Origin of the sequence: Thioalkalivibrio sp. ALJ24, assembly GCF_000377785.1 — a bacterium.
Lineage (GTDB): Bacteria > Pseudomonadota > Gammaproteobacteria > Ectothiorhodospirales > Ectothiorhodospiraceae > Thioalkalivibrio.
This window is the reverse complement of record NZ_KB898726.1, coordinates 249,832-266,924: the sequence shown is the minus strand read 5'-3', so window position 1 is coordinate 266,924 and position 17,093 is coordinate 249,832. Positions and strand designations below refer to the sequence as shown.

The following is a 17,093-nucleotide window of genomic DNA, read 5'->3' as shown; positions in this document are numbered from 1 at the left end:
GTTACTCATCAATAGGTCTAAGCACAACCTTCCTAGATCCATGGTCTGGGGTGGCGACTTCGACTGGAATTCCATTGGATTGGCATACTTCTTTTATCTGTTCTGAAAAAGTTTCACCGGCTTGGTATCCAAGTATAACTTTTGTTATTTCGGGGGCGCCGCACTCTCTTGGGCCAATGCCGAAAGGCACGCAGTAACGCCATTCACGCTCATGCTCCCACTTCTTATCCTTTACTAGGGCGGCCACCAGAGATAACCGTTGAATGTTTCCATCAGGTTTTAAAGATTCCAGCATGTGGTTTGTTGCGTCCATGCCGCCTTCGAGATACTGAACCGGCAAGGTAAGCCTTTGAAAAGCTCGCGGCGCAATTTGGCTCCTCGGGTTATACTCAATGCAGGCACCCTGGAACGGCTTATCATTGTAATATCCCCACATTTGTTCAGCGAGCGGAGTGTCGGTAAACGAGCACAATGGATTCGAATCTTGAATTAGTTTCGAGAATTGTTGGCTCAATGGCTTGAAGCTTACGTCTTTAATTGCCTTCTTCAAGGCTAATGCAGCCTCCTTGGACTTCTCTTTTGACCACCCTTCGTTTTCAATAAAATATGCCGCAGCCTCATAGACCGAATTAAATTGCAAGACGTCACGTTCTTGCTGCTTGCTAATTGTTTTCCCTTGCCCCCTGAGGTACTCAATCCAATCGTTCGGTGATCCCATCGCCTTTTCTGCGAGGTCGTCAGCGTTAACTCTTAAGCAGGAATCAAAAACATCGTTTTGTTGGTTCGCCGGGCTAGCATAAACATACCCTCGTCTTATTTCGTCCACAGCATAAGGTGTGGATGGATTTTGTCGGGGACACGATTCGGAACGAAATCGATATAACCTCTTGGGCATTTCACGAAAATTTTTTATCTCCAGTATATCGAGTGCTCGCTCGGATTCAGGGAGAGAGAAAATAAGAGAGGCGTATGTATCCTCAGGTGAGATAGAATTCATCCAATGCTCCGAGGGTGGGGTTTACTGCACCGATCTGTGGACGGCCCCGAGATGCAATTCTCGAGGCCGGTGAAAGGATGAGATGCAAGGCGGCAGTGGTTTCCACCTGATCAATCGAAACGCGTGATCTCCAGGGTGTATTCCCCATCGTCTTGGTGATCCGCCACGCAGGTGTAGTAGTGCCGCTCGGTCCCGCCCAGGGCGTTGTCTGCATCAACCCAGCCCCGCACCTCGAACGTCCCATTGTCTTCATCCACGGCCGTCTCCGAGTCCCCCCAGCCGGAGAATTCCGCCGAACCCGGATCCCGCAGCTGATCACGGACGTGATCCATGCAGAGCACCCGCGCATCGCCCCGGTGCGCCTGACGATCCTCGCCACCGCCTGAGCACCAGGCCATCAGAACGCCCGCACCGATCACCACGACCACCGCCGCCACCGCCGTCTGCGCCGGCGTCGCCTCCTGCTTTTCCGCCATGTCCATGCCCTGAATAGAATGAGGGTTTCAGGCTACCCGGCGCGAGAGCATCCTGCCAGTCGACCTGCCAACACCGGCCGCGGCGATTGCAAAACCGTCACGCATCTATTTGATTTCAAATGCACCGAAACGCCGCCACACGCAGCCCGCCTGACGCCCTGTTTACAGAGGAAATTCAGAGACTTCCGATGCGTTTGCGCGTATTCATGGGGTGCAGAGGGTCGCAGGTTCAAATCCTGCCGTCCCGACCAAACAGCAAAAGGCCGCCCGGGGGGATCCCCGGGCGGCCTTTTTTGTGTCAGCCGGAGGAATGTGCAGCTTGCCTACTGCATGTAGGAATAGCCTTCCTGCTGCAGCTGGATGATCTCCGAGTCGGCCATGGGGACGATCTCGACGAAGCCGTGGATCTCTTCCGGCTCGATGCCGCGCAGGGCCGCAGAGGCCTCGCACATCCGGATCTCGATGTTGCCGGCGCGGGTCAGGGATTCGGCACGGCGCATCAGCTCCTCGCGCTCGTCAAACTGATCGCGGGTGAAGAAGGGCACCTCACCGCCGTGCAGCACCAGCACGATATGCGAGTCGAACGGATCGGCCTCGTAGACGTTGTTGAGCATGCTCACACGGTCCAGTACGAAGGCCATTTCACTCTCGGAATCCACGGCCACGTCGTAGACCACCCGAGTGGGTTCGTAGTCTTTCTGGTTGACCTCGGCGGATCCCCAGGGCATGTCGTCGTCGGCCGTGGCAACCAGCGGGGCGCCCAGCAGCAGGGCCCCGGCGAGCAGGGCCGAGAGTGGGCCGGTACGGTGCAGAAATCCGGACATGTCGTTCTCCCTTGCGTTGGCAAATCTGACGGACATACCGCTGAGACGCTCCGGCCCCGGGTTTCCATTCCCTTCCGCTCACGCCCGTTTTGGCCGGGGCGGGGCACGGGTAGTGGAATGTGGCCTGGTTCGCGTTATTCGGCTCCGGTTGTCGGGCTCAGGCCCGGCTTTCCGGGGTGTGGCCGTGCAGCACCCGTTCCAGCAGCCGTTCGGCGGCCATGCCGATCCGTCGGCCCAGCGGCCGGGCCCGGGTATAGGTGACCTCGAAGACTTCGGCCTCGCGGGCCAGGTTCATCAGCAGGTCGTCGCTGGTGCCGACCTCGTCGGCCAGGCCCAGGGCGCGTGCCTGGTCGCCGTACCAGTGTTCGCCGGTGGCCACGCGTTCCAGTTCGAGTTGCGGGCGGTAGCGCTGCAGGAACTGCTTGAACAGCTCGTGGGTCTCGTCCAGGTGTTCCTGGAACTTGCGTCGGGCGGCATCGGTGTTTTCGCCGAACACGGTCAGCGTGCGTTTGTAGTCGCCCGCGGTCAGCAGTTCGAAGTCGATATCGTGGCGGTCCAGCCAGCGGTGGAGGTTAGGGATCTGCGCGACCACGCCGATGGAACCGAGGATCGCGAACGGGGCGGCGACGATGCGGTTGCCCACCGCGGCCATCATGTAGCCGCCGCTGGCGGCCACGCGGTCGACCACCACGGTGAGATCGAGGCCCGCCTCGCGCAGGCGCCCGAGCTGCGAGGCTGCCAGGCCGTAGGACGGCACCATCCCGCCCGGGCTCTCGAGACACACTACGGCGCGGTCACGGCCGGGCTCCGCCAGGGTGAGTACGGCGGTCACCTCCTCGCGCAGACTGTCGACCGCGGAGGCGCGGATGTCGCCCTCGAAACGCAGCACGAACACTCTCGGCGCGGGTGATTCCATCTCGATCTCGAGCACCTCCGGCTCGCGGTCGCCGGATGCCGCGGCAGGTTCGGCGGTCTTCTCGTACCCTGCGGAGGTCTCCGGGGCGGGCTCGCTAACGGCTGCGGTGGCATTCGCGTCGGTGTGGGCGCGGGTTTCTCCGCCTTCGGTCTCGCCGGTCGCGGGGTTTCCGGGCCGGTTCGCCGCGGTCCCGTTGCCGGTGAAACCGTGGGTCGGCGCCCGCCGCCGGCGCAGGCGGTCGCGCAGGCGCTGCAGGCGGGTGCGCGGGCCCTCCACCGCGCGGCGCACGGTCTTCTCCATGCGCGCATAGCGGTCGTTCAGACGCTTGACGTTGAGCTGGTCGGGGCGTCCCTCGCGGCTGCGGGCGATCAGTCCGGTGGCGGCGCTCATCAGGATCAGCACCGCCAGCACGGCGGTGACGACCTTGGCGAAGAACATTCCGAAGTCCTGCAGCAGTTCCATGCGAATCCTCTGTGATAACGGGCGTGGGTGGTCGACGCATCCGGTGTGCGTGCCATAATGCCACCATGAATGGTTCTGACGCTGCGGACCCGCGCCAGGCGGGGCAATTCCATGGTTGCGAGGCCGCCGGTACCGAGGCCCCCGAGCCCATCCTCTACCACGACGTTCCGGTGCTGAGCCTGCGCCAGGTGGATATGTGGAACGGCCTGCCCAAGGGCACGGCCTTTCGCATGTTCCGGGCGCGCGAGGCCGAGCTGGAAGAGGGGCGCGATTTCTTCCTGATCCGCCGCGGCGAGGAGGCCGAGCGGGTGGAACAGTGGCGCGCGGATGGCCTGATCTATCCGGCCACCGTCCACGTGGTTCTGCTGGGTGCGCGGGCCGTGGAACGGATGCGCGCCGAGTGGCATGCGCGCACGCACAATCCGGACTGCGGATGTCCCGGGTAACCCTCGAACAATGGCGGATGTTCAAGGCGGTGGTGGATGCGGGCGGCTTTGCCCGCGCCGCCGAACGGGTGCACAAGAGTCCGTCCAGCGTCAATCACGCGGTGCAGAAGCTGGAAGAGCAGCTCGGGGTCGAGGTGTTCGAGCTGCAGGGCCGAAGGGCGGGGCTGACCCCGGCGGGCCAGGCCCTGCTGCGCCGTGCGGAGCACCTGCTCGAGGAGGCGGCCGAGATCGAGGCGCTCGCCGGCGCACTGGCCGGTGGCGTGGAGTCGGAACTGCATCTGGCACTGGAACAGATCGTGCCAATGGGACCAGTGCTGGAGGCGCTGGAGGCGTTCTCGCGCGATCAGCCGGCTACCCGCATCCAGCTGCACGAGGTGGTGCTGGAGGACGGCGCGCAGCGGCTGGCCGAGGGTCAGGTGGACATGCTGCTGGCGCCACACGTGCCGTCGGGCTTTCTCGCCCACGAGATTGGCGAGCAGGTCATGGTCTGCGTGGCCGATCCCGGGCATCCGCTGGTGAACGGCACGGGAGGACTGACGCGGCGTGATCTGCGGCCGTATCGGCAGGTGGTGCTGCGCGACAGCGGGGAAAAGGGCGGCGGTGAAGGGGGCTGGCTGGATGCCGACCAGCGCTGGACCGTGGGTCATGTCTCCACCGTGCTGGACGTGCTGCGCTGCGGGGTCGGTTTCGCCTGGGTGCCGCTGGACCGGGCGGCCGCCGATCTGGACGCCGGTCGCCTGACGGAACTGCCGCTGGAGGCCGGAGCGCGCGTACGGGTGCCGTTCTATCTGACTCTGGCCGACGGTGGTGCCGCCGGGGTGGCCGGGCAGGCGCTGGCCGACGGGCTGCACGCGGCCTTTCAAGACAGCCGGTCTGCGACCGGAAAGGATCGATAGATCATGTGCGGAATCGCCGGAGAATTCGTCCGGGGCGAACGGCGCGCGAACGCGGATGTGGTCGCGCGCATGCTGCCCTGCCTGGAGCGTCGAGGTCCCGATGCCGACGGCCTGTGGGCGTCGGGCCGGGTGGCGCTGGGGCACCGGCGGCTGTCGATCCTCGACCTCTCGCAGCGAGCGCACCAGCCGATGTTCGACCCCGCGAGCGGTCTTTCGCTGGTGTTCAACGGGGCGATCTACAACTTCCGCGCGCTGCGCAGCGAACTCGAGGGGCGTGGTCACCGGTTCTTCTCCAGCGGTGATACCGAGGTGATCCTGCGCGGCTATGCCGAATGGGGCGAGGGCGTGGTGGCACGCCTGCACGGCATGTTCGCCTTCGCGCTGTTCGACGGGGAACGGCAGCGGCTGCTGCTGGCCCGTGACCGCATGGGCATCAAGCCCCTGTATCTCGCGCGCACCGGTGACGGGATCCGGTTTGCCTCCAATACCGCGGCCCTGCTGGCCGGAGGCGGCGTGGATACCGAGCTGGACCCCGAAGGCCTGCACATGCTGTTCTCGCTGCATGCGGTGGTGCCGGCGCCGCGCACGGTGTTGCGGGGCGTGCGCAAGCTGGAACCCGGTCATTACATCACCATCGATGCGCGCGGCCAGGAGCGCCGCGAATGTTACTGGACACTGTCGGCGCGGCGGCCAGCAGAAGCGGTCAGCGATGCGGAATGGCAGGAGCGCATCGAACACGGCCTGCGCCGCGCGGTGCGCCGCCGACTGGAGGTGGCGGACGTCCCGGTGGGGGTTCTGCTGTCGGGCGGCCTGGATTCCAGCCTGCTGGTGGCGCTGGCCATGGAAGAGGGGGCGCAGGATCTGCGCACCTTTACCGTCGGTTTCGAGGATCAGCCCGAGGAGAAGGGCTCGGAGTTCGAGTATTCCGATCCGGTGGCGGAGCGTTACGCGACGGATCATCAGGCCACGCTGATCCCCAACGATCAGGTGCTGGCGCGGCTGCCGGAGGCGGTGGAGGCCATGGCCGAACCGATGTTCGGGCAGGATGCGGTGGCTTTCTACCTGCTCTCCGAACAGGTTTCGCAGCACGTAAAGGTGGTGCAGTCGGGCCAGGGGGCGGACGAGGTCTTCGGCGGCTATTTCTGGTACCCGCAGATGGCGGAGGACCGTCACGGTGACTGGGTGGAACGCTTCCGTCGGCATTACTTCGACCGCGATCACCCGGAGATGGCCGAGATGCTGCGCCATCCGCCGGCGGACGACATCACCGGGGACTGGCTGCGCGAGCAGTTCCGCCAGCTCGAGACCGACCGTGCGGACTCGTTCATCGACGCGGTGCTGGCGCTGGACGTGACCACGCTGATCGTGGACGACCCGGTCAAGCGCGTGGACAACATGACCATGGCCTTCGGTCTGGAGGCGCGGGTGCCGTTCCTGGATCACGAGCTGGTGGAGACCGCCGCCGCGATGCCGCCGCATCTGAAGCTGGGCGACGGCGGCAAGGACGTGCTGCGGCGCATCGCCCGCGGCCGTCTGCCGGACACGGTGCTGGACCGGCCCAAGGGCTATTTCCCGGTGCCGGCGCTGAAATACGTGCGCGGCGAGTTCCTCGAGTTCATGCGCGACATCCTCAACTCGCGTGCGGCGCGCGAGCGCGGGCTGTATCAGCCGGCCTACATCGACAAGCTGCTGGACGCCCCGGACCAGTATTTCACCCGCATCCAGGGCTCCAAGCTGTGGCACGCGGCATTGCTGGAGTACTGGCTGCAGGTCCACGTGGATGGCTGAGTCCCGTGCCCGACCGGTCAGGGGGCTGACCTCCCACCCGTCTCAGGTCTCCTTCAGGCGCGGCATCAGCATGGTCAGGTTACAGGGCATGGTGCGGTCGTCGAGCTGGGCGCGGATGATGCGATCCCAGGCGGTGCGGCAGGCGCCGGTGGAGCCGGGCAGCACGAAGATGTAGGTGCCGTTGGCCACGCCCGACAGGGCACGCGACTGCAGGCTGGAGGTGCCGATCTCCTCCCAAGAAAGCATGCGGAACAGCTCGCCGAAGCCCTCGATCGTCTTGTCCAGCAGCACCGACACCGCCTCGGGGGTGCCGTCGCGGCCGGTGATGCCGGTGCCCCCGGTGGTCAGGATGGCATCGATCTGCGGGTCCGCGATCCAGCGTGAAATCACTGCGCGCAGGGCGTAGATGTCATCCGGCCGGATGTCGCGCTCCGCGAGCCGGTGACCGGCCTTTTCCAGACGTTCCACCAGTGCGTCGCCGGAGCGGTCCTCGGCGGCCGAACGGCTGTCGGAGACGGTCAGCACGGCGATGTTCAGCGGCGTGGTGACGGGATCTCCGGTCTCACGGCCGGCCTCATGGCCGGTGTCGGGCGTATTCGTGCTCATGGCGGTATCCGCTTGGTGTATCGTGGGCGGTCATCATAAACAGTGGCAGGGCTTGATGCAGGAACGGGTACAGAAGGTCCTCGCGGCCCGCGGTCTGGGATCGCGGCGCGAGATCGAGGGCTGGATCGAACGCGGCGAGGTGCAGATCAACCAGCGCACTGCCGCGCTGGGGGATCGCGTGGGTCCGGATGACGTGATCCGGGTGCGCGGCCGCGTGGTCACGCGACCGGAATATCCGCACCGCTGGATCGCCTATCACAAGCCGGTCGGCGAGATCTGCTCGCGCTCCGATCCCGAGGGACGGCGGCCGGTGTTTGCCAGCCTGCCGAAGCTCAAGGGCCAGCGCTGGGTTGCGGTGGGCCGGCTTGATCTGAACACCTCGGGGCTGCTGCTGTTCACCACCGACGGCGAGCTGGCGAATGCGTTGATGCATCCCGGCGGTGCCATGGAGCGCGAATACGCGGTGCGCGTGCTGGGCGAGGTCCCGGAGGAGACCCGGCGGATGCTGCTGGAGGGCGTGGAGCTGGAGGACGGCCCGGCGCGCTTCGACGCGCTGGAGGCCGGTGGCGGCGACGGCGCCAACCAGTGGTACCACGTGATCGTGAGCGAGGGCCGCAACCGCCTGGTCCGGCGGCTGTGGGATGCGGTCGGGGTGACGGTGAGCCGCCTGATCCGGGTGCGCTACGGGCCGGTGCTGCTGGGGCGGGGGCTCAAGAGCGGGGCCGCACGGGATCTGGAGGTCGCGGAGGTTGCGGCCCTGTACCGCGAGGCAGGTCTGACGGTGCCGCAGGATCTGCAGCCCCCGGAGAAGCGCCGCGGCACCCGGCCGAAGAAGAAAAAGGCCGGTGGTGCGGCGCGCGGGCGTGACAAGGGTGAGGGCTGGAGTTCTTCACGCCCCGGGCGTTCGGCGAAGGCCGGCAAGAGTCCCGGAAAAGCCAACGGAAAGACCGCCGGGGCCAGCAAGCGCGGCCCGCGCCCGGGTAAGGGCCAGAGCAAGGGCTCGGGCAAAGGGTCGGGCACGGGCCGGGGCCGGCCGGGGCGCTGAGCCGTGGCCATGGAGCCCGATACCGCGCCGCCGGATTGCCGCACGCTGCTGCGGTGCCTGGGTGCGTATTACGGCCCGCTGCACTGGTGGCCGGCGGAGACCGCCTTCGAGGTCATGGTCGGGGCGATACTGACCCAGAATACCGCCTGGACCAACGTGGAGCGCGCGATCGCGGCGTTGCGCGAGGTGGACGCGCTGCATCCGGCGGGGATGGCGGCCCTGGCCCCGGAGGAGCTGGCCGAGCGGATCCGGCCCTCGGGGTATTTCAACGTGAAGGCCGACCGGCTGCGCCACCTGCTTGCGTTTCTCCAGGAGCGCGGCGGGATCGAAGCGCTGGCGAATCTGGAGACCGGGGCATTGCGCACGGCCCTGCTGGGGGTGAAGGGGATCGGCCCCGAGACCGCCGATGACATCCTGCTGTATGCCTTTCACCGGCCGGTTTTCGTGGTGGATGCCTATACCCGGCGGCTGTTCGAACGCCTTGGCCGGCCGCATGCCCGTGACGGCTACGAGACCCTGCGGGTGTCGGTGGAGGCCGAGCTGGGTACGGACGTCGCGGCCCTGAACGAGCTGCATGCGCTGATCGTGGAACACGGCAAGCAGCGCTGTCGCCCGCGTCCGCTGTGTGACGGCTGCCCGCTCGCCCGTGTTTGCCGGGGCGCGGTGCCGGAGTAAGCCGTCAGGCTCGGGGGTCGGGTCCCGGGGCGTCCAGTTTCTGCAGGTAACGGTACAGGCTGCGCTCGCTGAGCCCCAGACGTGCGGCCAGCGAACGCCGGTCGCCACGGTGCACGGTGGCGGCGTAGCGCAGGTATTCGCGTTCCACCTCCTCCAGCGGCCGGATCTCGCCGCCGGTCAGGGCGCGCGGGGGCGGCAGGTCCTGGTGATCCGGGTCTTGGGTCACCTCGGGCCCCAGGTGCTCGGCGCGGATCTCGTGGCCGTCGCTCAGCAGGGCGGCCCGCTCGAGGATGTTGCGCAGCTCGCGGATGTTCCCGGGAAAGGCGTAGTGTTCCAGAGCGTCGCGGGCGGCTGCCGCGAGATGCGGCCGGGCCGGCAGGTCGAGGCGATCGAACAGAGCCTCGGCCAGCACCGGGATGTCGGGCTTGCGTTCGCGCAACGGCGGGACCCGGATCGGGAAGGTACTGAGGCGGTAGTAAAGGTCCTCGCGAAACTCGCCGTCGCGCACCAGCTGGCGCAGGTCGCGGTGCGAGGCGCAGACCAGCCGGAAATCCGCGCGACGGGGCTCGCTGCTGCCCACGCGACGGAAGGTGCGCGTCTCCAGCAACCGCAGCAGCTTGACCTGCAGCCCCGGCGGCACGTCGCCGATCTCGTCCAGAAACAGGGTGCCACCGGAGGCGGATTCGACCAGCCCGGCCCGGGCATGGGTGGCCCCCGTGAAGGCGCCGCGTTCGTGGCCGAACAGTTCGCTCTCGAACAGGGTCTCGGTCAGGCCGGAGCATTCGACCGGGACGAAGGGCCCCTCGCGGCGGTGGCTCTGGTCATGGATCGCACGGGCGACCAGTTCCTTGCCGGTACCCGATTCCCCCTGCAGCAGAACCGAGGCCTCGCTGGGCGCCACGCGGCTGACCAGTCCCAGCATCTCGTTGAAGGCCGGGGAGTGGCCGACGAGACCCTGCTCGTTGGCACGCGGGCTGGAGACCGGCAGGTGGTGCAGCACCTCGATCAGGTAACGCAGTTCACCATCGGATCCGTAGATCGGGAACATCTCCACGTCCACATGCTCCTTGCCGCGGGCCGTGTGGTGAACATGCAGCGTGCGGTGGGGCTTTCCGGTCGCCAGGGTGTCCCGCAGAGGGCAGGTCTCGCCCGCTTCGTCACAGGGACGCCGGAAGTTGTGCGACGCCTCGTAACAGCGCTGGCCGTTGCCCCCGGCATCCACGTCGTACAGGCGCCGGTACGCCTGGTTGGCGCCCAGGATGTCGTAGTCCGGTGACAGCAGGATGGCGGGCTCCTGAAATACGTCGAGGATACTGACAACCTCGTCGCGGTCCAGGCCGCGTGTCCAGCGGGGTACGGCTTCTGTGGGCAGTTTTTCGTTCACGATGCTGACGGCTCCGTTGTCCGGGGACAGCTCCCTTCGCGTGGCAGTATCTCCCGTGTGTCTTGTTGGAGTCATGTTCCCGCGTCGTGTTCCGGTCCTCCGCCAACAAAAAACGCCACGAACCCGGAGGTCCGTGGCGCCTCGTGTCCGCCCCGCAGCGGGCGGTTGCCTGCGAGCCGGGTCCGGAGAGAGAGAAAGACCCGGTCGCAAACCCTGGACGGTCAGGCGGCGGAGTTAGTGATAACCCGCATCCGCCGTGACCTTCCCGCGGAAGACCCAGTAGGTCCACGCGGTATAGCCAAGGATGATCGGGATGATGAACAGCGCCCCGATCAGGATGAACAGCTGCGCATCCGGAGAAGAGGCGGCGTCCCAGAAGGTGTAGTCCGGCGGGACCACGTACGGCCACTTGCTCACGATCAGGCCCAGGAAGGTGAAGATGAACAGGGCGATCGTCGACACGAAGGGCAGGCCTTCATGGCGCCGGCGTACCGAGCGCAGGATCTGCCAGGCCGCCAGCAGCGCCAGAGCCGGCAGGATCCACAGGATCTCGAAGGTGCCCATCCAGCGTTCCATCACCTTGGCGTCGATGAACGGCGTGATCGCACTCACCAGACCGAAGACCACCAGCACCGCACCCAGCAGCCACGGGGTCACGCGGTATGCGAACGCCTGGGTTTCACCCTCGGTCTTGAGGATCAGCCAGGTCGCGCCCAGCAGGGCATAGCCCGCCATCAGGCCCAGACCGGTGAGCACCGTGAACGGCGTCAGCCAGTCCAGCGCGGTGCCGGCGTAGTTCAGGCCGTCCATCTGGAAGCCCTGGATGTAGGCACCGACCACCGCACCCTGGGCGAAGGCCGCAACCATCGAGCCGATCGCGAAGGAGGCGTTCCAGCCGCGCCGCGATTTCGCCGAGCTCGCCTTGAAGCGGAACTCGAACGCGACGCCGCGGAAGATCAGCCCGGCCAGCATCAGGAACACCCCGATGTACAGTGCCGGCAGGAACACCGAGTAGACCAGCGGGAAGGCCGCCAGCAGGCCGGCGCCCCCGAGGATCAGCCAGGTCTCGTTACCGTCCCAGACCGGGGCGACCGAGTTCATCATGATGTCGCGTGACTGCTCGCCGGGGGCGAAGGGAAAGAGGATCCCCACGCCCAGGTCAAACCCGTCCATCAGGACGTAGCCGACCAGTCCGACGGCGATGATCACGACCCATACCAGTGTGATATCGACCATGGTTTCAGCTCCTTGCGTCAGCGGCAGGGTAGTCATTGAACGGCGTATCGGCCGCCGACAGCGGGCGCTTGGCGTGCTGCGGCTCCTGCACCGGATGGTCCGGCTCCGGACCCTTGCGCACGATGCGCACGATGTAATAGACGCCGGCGGTGAAGACCACGGCATACACCGCGATATAACCGAGCAGACTGAACAGCGCCATACCGCCGGTCAGCGACGGCGTGAGGCCGGTCGCGTGGTCCATGATCTCGTAGACCAGCCAGGGCGCACGGCCCGTTTCGGTCACGAACCAGCCGGCCAGCACCGCGACGAACGGCGTCGGGATCATCCAGGTCAGGCCCTTGAGGAAGCGCTCGGACTCGAACAGGTTGCCGCGGTAGCGCAGCCAGGCACTCCACAGGGCGAAGCCGATCATCACGAAGCCGATGGCCAGCATGATGCGGAACGACCAGAAGGTGATGCCGACCGGGGGACGTTCCTCCGCGGGCACCTCCTTCAGACCGGGCACCTCGCCGTCCAGCTCGTGGGTCAGTACCAGCGAGGCCATATTGGGCAGGCCGATCTCGAAATGGTTGGTCTCGTTGGCCGAGTCGGGGATGGCGAACAGCAGGAACGGGGCTCCGCGCTGGGTCTCCCAGGTGCCTTCCATTGCCGCCACCTTGGTCGGCTGGTGCTCGAAGGTGTTGAGGCCGTGGATGTCGCCCACCACCAGCTGTGCCGGGGCGGCGAACAGCAGGATCCACATGGTGGTCCCCAGCGCCTTGCGGTTCATCTCGACGTGCTTGTTGCGCAGCAGGTAGTAGGCGGAGACACCCGCCACCACGAAGCCGGCGGTCAGCAGCGAGGCCAGCCCCATGTGGAAGAAGCGCGGCCAGAAGCTGTCGTTGAAGATCGCCTGACCCCAGGAGGTCACGTGGAAGATCCCGTCCACCATCTCGACGCCGGCCGGCGTCTGCATCCAGCTGTTGGCCACCAGGATCCAGAACGAGGAGATGAAGGTGCCCAGCGCCACCATCATCGCCGCGAACACGTGCATGCCCTGCGGGACACGATCGCGCCCGAACAGCAGTACGCCGAGGAAGGCCGCCTCCAGGAAGAACGCGGTGATCACCTCGTAGGACAGCACCGGCCCGAGGAAATTGGCCGTGGCATACGAGAACACGCTCCAGTTCGTGCCGAACTGGAAGGACATCACGATCCCGGAGACCACCCCCATGCCGAACACGACCGCGAAGATCTTGATCCAGAACTTCGAGATTCGGGTGTACAGGGCATCGCCGGTCTGCCAGGCCCGGAATTCCAGGAAGGCGATGAACGACGCGAGCCCGATGGTGAATACCGGGAACAGAGCGTGAAATGACACGACGAATGCGAACTGCAGTCGTGACAGGAGTAAGGGGTCAAGCTCCATGGCATTGCCTCCGTGAACGATTGAGAGAGGACGCGCTGTGCGTTCCGCCCCAGTGACAATCAAGTTGCGTGCCAGTTCTCGATTCGGGATGGGCGAGGGCGCTGCAAGGCGGTTTGCGGGCGTGCCTCGGGACGGACCCGGTGTGCTCGGGGCGTTGGGCATGCCGCACGTGACAGTTCAGGGGATATGGGTGACATGATTGGCAGACAAAGCGTCGGAAGCAGGGCGACGAAAGGGCACAGGCCCCGGTTTTCTCCCGGTTGGTGGCACTGGCACGAATTCTGTATGTCAGAAGCGTTGAAGCGCGGCGCTACCAGCGACCGCTCCCGAAAAAGATGCCCCGCCGGATGACGGGGTCGCGAGGAGGCAGAAACATGACAGATCGCAAGAATGCTGGTTCGTCGAAGGCACCGCTGGTGTTGCGGGACGGACTTTCGCGGCGGGATTTCCTGAAACTGACCGGTGGGCTGACGGCGGCGGCCGCCGTGGGGTCCGCGCCTGCGGTTGCGCAGGCCGGCGTGCAGACGCGTGCGCGGATCGTCGTACTGGGCGGCGGCGCGGCCGGGCTGACCGTGGCCGCGCGGCTGCGGGACCTGCTCGACGGGGCGCGAATCACCGTGGTCGAACCGAGCGAGACCCATCACTACCAGCCGGGCTGGACCCTGGTGGCATCCGGGACCTATTCGGTGAGTGACGTGACCGCCCGCAACGAGCATTACATCCCCCGCGGCGTCGACTGGAAGAAGGACTATGTGGCGGCGGTCGACCCCGAGAGCCAGGTGGTGGAGACTGCCGATGGCGATCGACTGGATTACGACTTCCTGGTGGTGGCCACCGGTATCTATCTGGATTACGAAGCGATCGAGGGTCTGGAACGCGCGGATATCGGCAAGAACGGGCTGACCAGTATCTATGCCGGGCCCGAACAGGCGCGGCATGCGTACGAGCAGACGCAGCGTCTGGGCGAAGAGGGCGGCGTGGCCCGGTTCAATATCCCGAATACGCCCATCAAGTGTGCGGGGGCGCCGATCAAGGCCACCCTCATCGCGGAGGATCTGCTGCGTACGGCGGGGCAACGGGATCGCGTGGAGATCCATTATCACGCCCCGGAAGGCCCGCTGTTCAGTGTTGAACGCTTTGACGGAATGGTGCGGGACCTGTACGCCGAACGAGGCGTGGGGATCGAATCCGGTTCAGTGCTGCAGGGCGTGGAGCCGGAACTGCGCCGCGCGACCTTTGTGGACGGCAACGGCGAAAGCGAGACGGTGGAGTATGACTACCTGCACGTGGTGCCGCCCATGCGCGCTCACGACTGGGTGCGCGATGCCGGTCTGGCGCTTGAAGACGGCGATCTGGCGGAAGGCGGCTGGCTGGAGGTGGATGACGAGACCTTGCAGCATGCCCGCTACCCCAATGTGTTCGGTGCGGGTGACGTGGTCGCCACGGCGATCGGCAAGACGGCCTCCACGGTCCGTGCCCACGGTGCGGTGACCCCGGACAACCTGGTGTCGGTGCTGCAGGATCGCGAACCGAAGCAGCGTTTCGACGGCTACACCTCCTGCCCGCTGATCACCGAGGTCGGCAAGGCGTCCCTGGTCGAGTTCGACTACACTCTGGAAGAGGTCCCGACCTTCGGCTTCATCGATCAGGGGCAGCCGAGCTGGATGTGGTGGCGCCTGAAGGTGCACATGATCAAGCCGCTGTACTACAACATGCTGCGCGGCCGTTACCTGCGCTGATCGGGGGCGGCGCGCGCCCGGGGGCGGGGATGCGTTAGGGTAAGCGCATTCGCAAACCCCCGGGAGCGGCGTGGCACCCGATATTCTGTTCTATGGCGATCCCCACGGTCTGTTCGAGCCCCTGATCGAGGCAGTCGCGCGCCACCGCCCGCAGGCGGTGGTTCTGCTGGGGGACATGGAGCTGCGCGAGCAGTCGCTGGATGTCGTTCTGGCGCCGTTGCGGGAAGCAGCGGGCTCCGGGGAGCCGGAGGTCTACTGGATCCCCGGCAATCACGAGAGTGATACCGATGCGGCCTGGGCGCATGTGTTCGGCAGTTCGTATGTGTCGGGCAATCTGCATGCACGTGTGGCGGAAGTCGCCGGCCGGCCGGTGGCCGGGCTGGGCGGCGTGTTCCGTGGCCGCGTCTGGTACCCGCGGGGCCCGCGCTGCCAGGCGCCGGTCTTCTTCACCCGAAGCGAACACGTAGCGCAGCTGCCGGAACGCGATCGCTGGCAGGGCGCCGGGGATCGCGAGCCGGGTCTGCCCCGGCGCCATCGCACGTCCATCTATCCCGAGGACATCGAGCGCCTGCGCGGGCTAAAGGCCGACATCCTGGTCACCCACGAGGCACCGTCACCGCATGCCAGCGGCTTCGACACCATCGACGGGCTGGCCGAGCTGCTGGGGGCCGGGCTGATCGTTCACGGGCACCATCATCAGGACTACGAGGCGCAGACCCCGGACGGGGTGCGGGTGCGCGGTGTCGGGCGGGCCGGTGTGCTCGGCCTGTATCCGGGCGGCCGGCTGGAGACCCTGACGCCCGGGAGCGGGGATCCTGGCTAGGTGTGATCCGCGTCCGGCGAATCCTCCGTTTCGTCCGTCTCGCCGGGGACGATGAGCATGCTCCGGGCCTTGCCGAAGAGTTCGCGCGCGACATCGGGTTGTTCGCGCAGACGCCGGCTCCAGTGCGGAAACAGGTTCTGCTCCTCGCGCCCCTCGTGCTTGGCCAGTCCGCCCGAGATCAGCGCAAAGAACGGGGCGATGGCCCAGGGTTCGTCCACGCCCTCGGTGAATTCATGTTCCAGCATCGCGGTCTGGTCCAGCAGTTCGTCATGCTCGCGAAGCATGATCGAGGTCGGGTCGTCGCCGCCGGGGTGGCGCGGCAGATCCAGCAGCGGGACGATCAGCTCGTTTTCCACGTGCACGTGACGCCGCAGCCCGGCGACGTAGGCATGAAAGGCCGGGGCGGCGCCTTCGGCGTCGCCGGCGTTGACCCGGTGCAGGGCGCTGGCGAACAGCCGGTCGATGCGCAGGTGGTCGCGGGTGAGGAGATCGACCAGGTCGACGGGCTCGGTGTCCTCGCGCCGGCGCACGCGCAGCGTCCACACGGGTGGGCCGGTCTCGACGGTTTCCCAGTGGATGGCATGGCGCAATTGCTGCGCGACCGCGGCCATCAGCAGATCGGGCTCTTCCTCCACCAGCACGTCGAAGGTCTGGCCGGCGCCGAGTTCGCGCAGGGTGTAATACGCGCGGGTGTGGGCATGGTCGCCCAGCCCGCGCAGGTCGAGAGTGAAATCAGCCATGGGGCTCCGGTTCCAGGGCGCGCCGGCGGGCCATGGATTGGCCGATGGCGCGGCATTGATCGGCGTCCAGCAGGTGTTCGGCCAGGGGCAGAACGGCTTCCTCCTCGAGGGCGAGATGGCGACGGTACTGCTCAACCCAGTCCGCAGCGTCATCCAGCGAGGCATCGCGCCCTTCGGCGATGTCGAGCAGGGCCGGTTCCAGGCGCGACCAGCCGTTCTCCAGGGTTGCGTGTTCCGCGGTGAGACGGTCCAGCCAGTCCGGCAGTCGGGGGTGGCAACCGGGATGATTGCCGAGGCGCTTGAGCCGCGGAAACAGGTCTTGGTCCTCGTCGGCATGGTGATGCGGTGCCGAGGCATTGAAGTATGTCAGCAGACGCTGGGCGGCGGCCTGGGCCTCGGCATCCGCGCCATGATCGGGGACGTGGGCCTGCAGGCGTTCGAGCGTCTCCAGACAGGCCTTCAGGCGGCGATGACAGGCTCGCAGGAAGTCGAGAGGCCGGTCGAAGCCGGGCAACGGTTCGTTCATCTGGAGATTCATGCGGGCCTCGGGATGCACGTATGTCCCCTGTGTAGCAGTTCGGTGGGCGTGTGGCCTTGATGCGGATCACATCGTGCGGACGGTTTGTCTT

17 protein-coding genes are annotated in these 17,093 nt (G+C 66.2%); 7 read left to right on the top strand and 10 right to left on the bottom strand.

What is annotated here, in order from left to right; translation table 11 throughout:
* Position 1 precedes the first annotated feature (1 nt).
* From D571_RS14230 to sohB, 4 genes are all read right to left on the bottom strand, one after another.
* A complete protein-coding gene (locus tag D571_RS14230; RefSeq protein WP_156002689.1) occupies positions 2 to 997 on the bottom strand; it encodes a DUF2971 domain-containing protein in 996 nt (331 codons plus the stop codon).
* A 110-nt stretch (positions 998 to 1,107) separates the two neighbouring features.
* On the bottom strand, positions 1,108 to 1,473 hold the full coding sequence (locus tag D571_RS0105315) for a hypothetical protein (protein ID WP_156002686.1): 366 nt from the start codon (positions 1,471 to 1,473) through the stop codon (positions 1,108 to 1,110).
* Between the two features lie 323 nt (positions 1,474 to 1,796).
* Complete coding sequence (locus D571_RS0105310) at positions 1,797 to 2,297, bottom strand: DsrE family protein (RefSeq protein WP_018935639.1); 501 nt, start codon at positions 2,295 to 2,297, stop codon at positions 1,797 to 1,799.
* A 157-nt stretch (positions 2,298 to 2,454) separates the two neighbouring features.
* Positions 2,455 to 3,675, bottom strand: coding sequence for a protease SohB (gene sohB / locus D571_RS0105305; RefSeq protein WP_018935638.1), 1,221 nt, complete (start codon positions 3,673 to 3,675; stop codon positions 2,455 to 2,457).
* Positions 3,676 to 3,740: 65 nt separating this feature from the next.
* Between sohB and D571_RS0105300 the strand changes: the two genes are divergently transcribed.
* From D571_RS0105300 to D571_RS0105290, 3 genes are read left to right on the top strand one after another with little or no spacing between them, the layout of a single operon-like run.
* Positions 3,741 to 4,121, top strand: coding sequence for a hypothetical protein (locus tag D571_RS0105300; protein ID WP_018935637.1), 381 nt, complete (start codon positions 3,741 to 3,743; stop codon positions 4,119 to 4,121).
* Positions 4,109 to 5,017, top strand: coding sequence for a LysR family transcriptional regulator (locus D571_RS0105295; RefSeq protein ID WP_083916871.1), 909 nt, complete (start codon positions 4,109 to 4,111; stop codon positions 5,015 to 5,017). Before D571_RS0105300 ends, D571_RS0105295 begins: the two co-directional genes overlap by 13 nt.
* Positions 5,018 to 5,020: 3 nt before the next feature.
* Positions 5,021 to 6,805 (top strand): N-acetylglutaminylglutamine amidotransferase, encoded by a 1,785-nt coding sequence (locus D571_RS0105290; RefSeq protein ID WP_018935635.1) that lies wholly within the window; start codon positions 5,021 to 5,023, stop codon positions 6,803 to 6,805.
* A 42-nt stretch (positions 6,806 to 6,847) separates the two neighbouring features.
* Here D571_RS0105290 and moaB read toward each other — a convergent pair whose 3' ends face one another.
* Positions 6,848 to 7,411: a molybdenum cofactor biosynthesis protein B gene (gene moaB, locus D571_RS0105285; protein WP_018935634.1), complete on the bottom strand. Its 564-nt coding sequence runs from the start codon at positions 7,409 to 7,411 to the stop codon at positions 6,848 to 6,850.
* A gap of 55 nt (positions 7,412 to 7,466) precedes the next feature.
* Here moaB and rluB point away from each other — a divergent pair, with 55 nt between their 5' ends.
* Both rluB and D571_RS0105275 read left to right on the top strand, forming a co-directional pair.
* Entirely contained in the window at positions 7,467 to 8,456 is a 990-nt protein-coding gene (gene rluB, locus D571_RS0105280) for a 23S rRNA pseudouridine(2605) synthase RluB (RefSeq protein WP_018935633.1), read from the top strand.
* Positions 8,457 to 8,465: 9 nt separating this feature from the next.
* Positions 8,466 to 9,131, top strand: coding sequence for an endonuclease III domain-containing protein (locus tag D571_RS0105275; RefSeq protein WP_018935632.1), 666 nt, complete (start codon positions 8,466 to 8,468; stop codon positions 9,129 to 9,131).
* Positions 9,132 to 9,135: 4 nt separating this feature from the next.
* Here the strand turns inward: D571_RS0105275 and D571_RS0105270 are convergent, their stop codons facing one another.
* The 3 genes from D571_RS0105270 to D571_RS0105260 all read right to left on the bottom strand — a co-directional run bounded on the left by D571_RS0105270 (position 9,136) and on the right by D571_RS0105260 (position 13,162).
* Positions 9,136 to 10,515 carry a sigma-54-dependent Fis family transcriptional regulator gene (locus D571_RS0105270; RefSeq protein WP_018935631.1) on the bottom strand — a complete coding sequence of 460 codons (1,380 nt, stop codon included), beginning with the start codon at positions 10,513 to 10,515 and terminating at the stop codon, positions 9,136 to 9,138.
* A gap of 234 nt (positions 10,516 to 10,749) precedes the next feature.
* Entirely contained in the window at positions 10,750 to 11,751 is a 1,002-nt protein-coding gene (gene cydB, locus D571_RS0105265; RefSeq protein ID WP_018935630.1) for a cytochrome d ubiquinol oxidase subunit II, read from the bottom strand.
* A 4-nt stretch (positions 11,752 to 11,755) separates the two neighbouring features.
* Positions 11,756 to 13,162, bottom strand: coding sequence for a cytochrome ubiquinol oxidase subunit I (locus D571_RS0105260; protein ID WP_018935629.1), 1,407 nt, complete (start codon positions 13,160 to 13,162; stop codon positions 11,756 to 11,758).
* A 374-nt stretch (positions 13,163 to 13,536) separates the two neighbouring features.
* Here D571_RS0105260 and D571_RS0105255 point away from each other — a divergent pair, with 374 nt between their 5' ends.
* Positions 13,537 to 14,901: an NAD(P)/FAD-dependent oxidoreductase gene (locus D571_RS0105255; RefSeq protein WP_018935628.1), complete on the top strand. Its 1,365-nt coding sequence runs from the start codon at positions 13,537 to 13,539 to the stop codon at positions 14,899 to 14,901.
* 70 nt (positions 14,902 to 14,971) lie between these two features.
* A complete protein-coding gene (locus D571_RS0105250) occupies positions 14,972 to 15,724 on the top strand; it encodes a metallophosphoesterase (RefSeq protein ID WP_018935627.1) in 753 nt (250 codons plus the stop codon).
* Here the strand turns inward: D571_RS0105250 and D571_RS0105245 are convergent.
* Positions 15,721 to 16,464, bottom strand: a complete 744-nt coding sequence (locus tag D571_RS0105245) for a hemerythrin domain-containing protein (protein WP_018935626.1) — start codon at positions 16,462 to 16,464, stop codon at positions 15,721 to 15,723. The genes D571_RS0105250 and D571_RS0105245 overlap by 4 nt on opposite strands.
* Positions 16,457 to 17,002: a hemerythrin domain-containing protein gene (locus tag D571_RS0105240; protein WP_018935625.1), complete on the bottom strand. Its 546-nt coding sequence runs from the start codon at positions 17,000 to 17,002 to the stop codon at positions 16,457 to 16,459. Before D571_RS0105240 ends, D571_RS0105245 begins: the two co-directional genes overlap by 8 nt.
* Between the last annotated feature and the right edge of the window lie 91 nt (positions 17,003 to 17,093).

Excerpts from the sequence above, each read along its gene's own strand:
- D571_RS14230 (WP_156002689.1), bottom strand. The coding sequence starts at position 997 with ATGAATTCTATCTCACCTGAGGATACATACGCCTCTCTTATTTTCTCT.
- D571_RS0105275 (WP_018935632.1), top strand. The coding sequence starts at position 8,466 with ATGGAGCCCGATACCGCGCCGCCGGATTGCCGCACGCTGCTGCGGTGC.
- cydB (WP_018935630.1), bottom strand. The coding sequence starts at position 11,751 with ATGGTCGATATCACACTGGTATGGGTCGTGATCATCGCCGTCGGACTG.
- D571_RS0105310 (WP_018935639.1), bottom strand. The coding sequence starts at position 2,297 with ATGTCCGGATTTCTGCACCGTACCGGCCCACTCTCGGCCCTGCTCGCC.
- D571_RS0105300 (WP_018935637.1), top strand. The coding sequence starts at position 3,741 with ATGAATGGTTCTGACGCTGCGGACCCGCGCCAGGCGGGGCAATTCCAT.
- D571_RS0105295 (WP_083916871.1), top strand. The coding sequence starts at position 4,109 with ATGTCCCGGGTAACCCTCGAACAATGGCGGATGTTCAAGGCGGTGGTG.
- moaB (WP_018935634.1), bottom strand. The coding sequence starts at position 7,411 with ATGAGCACGAATACGCCCGACACCGGCCATGAGGCCGGCCGTGAGACC.
- D571_RS0105240 (WP_018935625.1), bottom strand. The coding sequence starts at position 17,002 with ATGAATCTCCAGATGAACGAACCGTTGCCCGGCTTCGACCGGCCTCTC.
- D571_RS0105315 (WP_156002686.1), bottom strand. The coding sequence starts at position 1,473 with ATGGCGGAAAAGCAGGAGGCGACGCCGGCGCAGACGGCGGTGGCGGCG.
- D571_RS0105290 (WP_018935635.1), top strand. The coding sequence starts at position 5,021 with ATGTGCGGAATCGCCGGAGAATTCGTCCGGGGCGAACGGCGCGCGAAC.
- D571_RS0105255 (WP_018935628.1), top strand. The coding sequence starts at position 13,537 with ATGACAGATCGCAAGAATGCTGGTTCGTCGAAGGCACCGCTGGTGTTG.
- D571_RS0105260 (WP_018935629.1), bottom strand. The coding sequence starts at position 13,162 with ATGGAGCTTGACCCCTTACTCCTGTCACGACTGCAGTTCGCATTCGTC.
- sohB (WP_018935638.1), bottom strand. The coding sequence starts at position 3,675 with ATGGAACTGCTGCAGGACTTCGGAATGTTCTTCGCCAAGGTCGTCACC.
- D571_RS0105245 (WP_018935626.1), bottom strand. The coding sequence starts at position 16,464 with ATGGCTGATTTCACTCTCGACCTGCGCGGGCTGGGCGACCATGCCCAC.
- rluB (WP_018935633.1), top strand. The coding sequence starts at position 7,467 with ATGCAGGAACGGGTACAGAAGGTCCTCGCGGCCCGCGGTCTGGGATCG.